The 4,106-nt window shown below is 67.7% G+C and carries 4 protein-coding genes and 1 pseudogene; 2 read left to right on the forward strand and 3 right to left on the reverse strand.

Annotated features, from left to right (window positions below; all coding sequences use genetic code 11):
• Both sphsw_RS12660 and sphsw_RS12665 read left to right on the forward strand, forming a co-directional pair.
• A pseudogene (locus sphsw_RS12660) lies at positions 1–346 on the forward strand (flagellin); the annotation flags it as partial.
• 94 nt (positions 347–440) lie between these two features.
• Complete coding sequence (locus sphsw_RS12665) at positions 441–1,439, forward strand: adenosine kinase (protein WP_031440931.1); 999 nt, start codon at positions 441–443, stop codon at positions 1,437–1,439.
• A gap of 176 nt (positions 1,440–1,615) precedes the next feature.
• Here sphsw_RS12665 and sphsw_RS12670 read toward each other — a convergent pair whose 3' ends face one another.
• From sphsw_RS12670 to sphsw_RS12680, 3 genes are all read right to left on the reverse strand, one after another.
• On the reverse strand, positions 1,616–3,139 hold the full coding sequence (locus sphsw_RS12670; RefSeq protein WP_031440932.1) for an amino acid permease: 1,524 nt from the start codon (positions 3,137–3,139) through the stop codon (positions 1,616–1,618).
• Positions 3,140–3,247: 108 nt separating this feature from the next.
• Positions 3,248–3,625 (reverse strand): histidine triad nucleotide-binding protein, encoded by a 378-nt coding sequence (locus tag sphsw_RS12675; protein WP_031440933.1) that lies wholly within the window; start codon positions 3,623–3,625, stop codon positions 3,248–3,250.
• Positions 3,626–3,767: 142 nt separating this feature from the next.
• The gene (locus sphsw_RS12680; protein WP_031394257.1) at positions 3,768–4,088 is read right to left on the reverse strand and encodes a phosphoribosyl-ATP diphosphatase; all 321 of its coding nucleotides are present in this window, start codon (positions 4,086–4,088) and stop codon (positions 3,768–3,770) included.
• Positions 4,089–4,106 lie beyond the last annotated feature (18 nt).

Consider the following 4,106-nt stretch of genomic DNA (forward strand, 5'->3'; position numbering starts at 1 on the left):
CGTGCTCGCTGCGTTCCGGACGCTGGCCGAGGCCGGGCCGATCGGCGCCAGCCCCAGCGCGGGCCAGGCCGCGGCGCTCAAGACCGCGATCGCGCAGCTTGACGCCGCCTTGCCGCAGATCCGCGGGCTCAACGCCGCCAACGGCCTTCGCCAGGCGCAGATCGAGACGCTCGGCGCGCGCGCGGCCGATCGCGCCGCGCTGCTCGAGAAGATCGTCTCGGACAATGAGGATGCGGATTACGGCCAGATCTCGATGGATCTGATGCAGCGCAAGACGATGCTCGAGGCGAGCTATTCGGTGTTCGGCAAGGTCGCCGGCCTCAGCCTCGTCGCCTATCTGCGCTGACGCCGGCGGCTCGGGCACCCGGCGCCGCAGCGGTTGCGCCTGCCGCCCGCGCGAATTACGGCGAGCTTTTCCCGTTCGGTCTGGAGACCTCCCCTTGAGCACGCCTACCTATGACGTCGTCGCGATCGGCAATGCCATCGTCGACATTCTGAGCAGCGCCGACGACGCCTTCATCGCCGAGATCGGTGTCGCCAAGGGCTCGATGCAGCTGATGTTCTCGTCGGAAGAAGCCGATGCGCTCTACGCCAAGATGGGGCCGGGCATGGAAATCTCGGGCGGGTCGGCCGCCAACACCGTCGCCGGCGTCGCCGCGCTCGGCGGCAAGTGCGGTTTCATCGGCCAGGTCGCCGACGACCAGCTCGGCCAGGTCTTCGCGCATGACGTGCGCAGCATCGGCATCGAGTTCGCGACCCCGGTCCGCGCCGGCGACCCGACCACCGGCCGCTGCCTGATCTTCGTGACGCCCGATGGCCAGCGGACGATGAACACCTTCCTCGGCGCGGGCCAGTATCTGCCCGCCGCGGCGATCGACACCGCGATGATCGCCGACAGCGCGATCCTGTATCTCGAGGGCTATCTCTGGGATCCCGAAGAGCCGCGCGCCGCGATGCGCGCCGCGATCGATTGCGCGCGTGGCGCCGGCCGCAAGGTCGCGTTCACGCTCAGCGACGTGTTCTGCATCTCGCGCCATGGCGGCGATTTCCGCCAGCTCCTGTCGGACGGGCTGATCGACATCCTGTTCGCCAATGAGAGCGAACTCGCGGCGCTTGCCGAGACCGAGGATTTCGACGCGGCAGTCGCGAAGATCTCGGCCCAGGTCCCGACCCTGGTCGTCACGCGCGGCGAACACGGTGCCTGCGCGATCCAGAACGGCACGCGCGCCGAAGTGAAGGCCGAGCCGATCGCCAAGGTCGTCGACACGACCGGCGCGGGCGACCTGTTCGCGGCGGGCTTCCTCCACGGCCAGGCACAGGGCCACGACCTCCACGCCTCGCTGAAGCTCGGTGCGGTCTGCGCGGCCGAGATCATCAGCCATGTCGGCGCCCGCCCGATGGTCGACCTGAAGGCGCTCGCCGCCAAGCATATCGGCTGACGAACCGAACCGTCATTCCCGCGGAGGCGGGAACCCATATTGGCCGGCCGCGCGATAGACCCGCAACCGCTGGAGGATAGGGATCCCCGCCTTCGCGGGGATGACGCCTTTGGAACTAGGCACAAAAAAAGGGCCGCGGGAGTTTCCTCCCGCGGCCCTTTTTGCTGCGTCCCGGATCAGTGGCTGCCCGGGGGCGCCATGTCGATCGGCTCGCCGCCGTCGGCCATGCCGCGCCCGAGATAGCTCTTGCGGTAGCCATAGAGGAAATAGATCACGAGGCCGACCGCGCCCCAGATCGGCAGTACCGCCATCGCCTCATAGGGAAGCGAGAAGTACAGCCCGATGCAGCCGACGATCGTCAGCGGCGCGACGATCCAGGCCGCCGGCGTGCGGAACGGACGATGCCGGTTCGGCTCGCGCTTGCGCAGGATCAGCAGCGCGATCGCGACCATCATGAACGCGTAGAGCGTGCCCGCATTGGCGATGTCCGCGAGCTGCCCGACCGGCAGGAACGCGACGAACACGCCGGTGATCGCGGTGACGATGTGCGGCGTCTTCCACTTGGGATGCACGCGGCTCAGCACTTCTGGCAGCAGGCCATCACGGCTCATCACGAAGAAGATGCGCGTCTGGCCGAACATCAGGATCAGGATCACCGACGGCAGCGCGAGACCGGCGGCATAGCCCATCCAGTTGCCGACATTGGCATAGCCGACCTGACGCAGGACATGCGCCAGCGCCTCGTTCGAACAGACCAGCGCCTGCGCGTTGGCGGGGATCAGGCAGGCGCGGGCGAGCTCGGCCGACCCGGTGGTGAACGGCACGCCGTCGGCGCCGAACAGCGGCTGCCCGCCGATCGTGCCGATCGCGCCCGCTGCGACCAGCATGTAGAACACGGTGCAGATGCCGAGCGAGGCGATCAGCCCGATCGGCACGTTGCGCTGCGGATCCTTGGTCTCCTCGGCCGCGGTCGAGACCGCGTCGAAGCCGACATAGGCGAAGAAGATCGTCGCCGCCGCGCCGACCACGCCCAGCCCGTTGCTGCCGAGGATGCCGGTGGGGAGGAACGGCTCGAAATTGGCGCCATGCGTCTTGGGCAGCGTCAGCGCGACGAACGCGGTCAGCGCGACGACCTTGATCGTCACCAGCACCGCATTGACACGCGCGCTCTCGGTCGTGCCGATCATCAGCAGCCAGGTGATCAGCAGCGAGATGACGACCGCGGGCAGGTTGATGAACCCGCCCGGCATGTACGGCCCGTGCGACAGCCAGGTCGGGAGTGTTATCCCGAACGTCTCGTGCAATATCGAGCCCGCGAAATAGCCGGACCAGCCGACCGACACGGCGCTCGCGGCCACCGCATATTCGAGGATCAGCGCCCAGCCGACCGTCCAGGCGAGCAGCTCGCCCATGACCGAATAGGTGTAGGTATAGGCGGAGCCCGCGACCGGGGCCATCGCCGCGATCTCGGCATAGCAGAGGGCGGCGACGACGCAGACCGCGCCGGCGACGACGAAGCTCAGGATCATGCCCGGCCCGGCCTTCTGCGCGGCGGCGGAGGTCAGCACGAAGATGCCCGTGCCGATCACGCAACCGATGCCGAGCATGGTTAGCTGGAACGCGCCCAGCGATCGGTGGAGCGATTTCTTCTCCGCCGTCGCCAGAATGGCGTCCAGTGACTTAACGCGACCAAAAATCAATTCGGTTCCCCCCGGGGGTTGTGAGGGCCGGTTCACTGGCCCCCTTGCTCAATCCGGGAAGCCTAATGGCAATTTTATTACGCGCAATCCTTTAGTGGCGGAAAGCCGCTATCCGGCCAGCATCGGGCCAAGCGGACGTCCGCCGAAGACATGAACGTGCAGATGCGGCACCTCCTGATGCCCGTGCTGGCCGATGTTCGCGAGCAGGCGATAGCCCGGTTCGACCAGCCCCGCGGCGCGCGCGACCGTCCCGACCGCGCGGATGAACCCGGCAATCTCCGCATCGCTTGCACGCGCGGAGAAATCGTCCCACGAGACATAGGCGCCCTTGGGGATCACCAGCAGATGCGTCGGCGCCTGTGGGTTGATGTCGTGGAACGCGATCGCGAAGTCGTCGTCATAGACGCGGTTCGACGGAATCTCGCCGCGCAGGATCTTCGCGAAGATATTCTGGTCGTCATAGGGCTGGGTGGCGTCGATCGGCATGGGGCTTGCTCCTTTCGGGGCATCCTACCAACCTTCGTCATCCCCGCGAAGGCGGGGATCCATATCCTCGGCGGATCACGATCAACGCGCGCGGCCCGCCGGTCTGGGTTCCCGCCTGCGCGGGAATGACGAAGCTGCCAGGTCAGCCGGTCCGCGCGGCCTTCTCGACCAACCCGCCGACCCCTTCGCGCCGCTCCAGCTCGGCCCGCACATCGTCGAGGCTCAGGCCGGCGTCCGCCAGCAGCACCGCGAGATGGAACATCAGGTCGGCGGCCTCGGGGACGATGCTCGCCTCGTCGCCCGAACAGGCCGCGATCACCGTCTCGACCGCTTCCTCGCCGAGCTTCTGCGCGATCTTGGGGCGGCCGCGCGCGAACAGGCTGGCGGTGTAGGAGGTGTCGGCGGGCGAATCGCGGCGCGCGCGTATGGTCGCCTCCAGGCGATCGAAAACGGGGTCTGCCATGCCGCGCGTGCTGACGCA

This window comes from Sphingomonas sp. FUKUSWIS1, from assembly GCF_000733135.1.
Classification (GTDB): domain Bacteria; phylum Pseudomonadota; class Alphaproteobacteria; order Sphingomonadales; family Sphingomonadaceae; genus Sphingomonas; species Sphingomonas aerolata.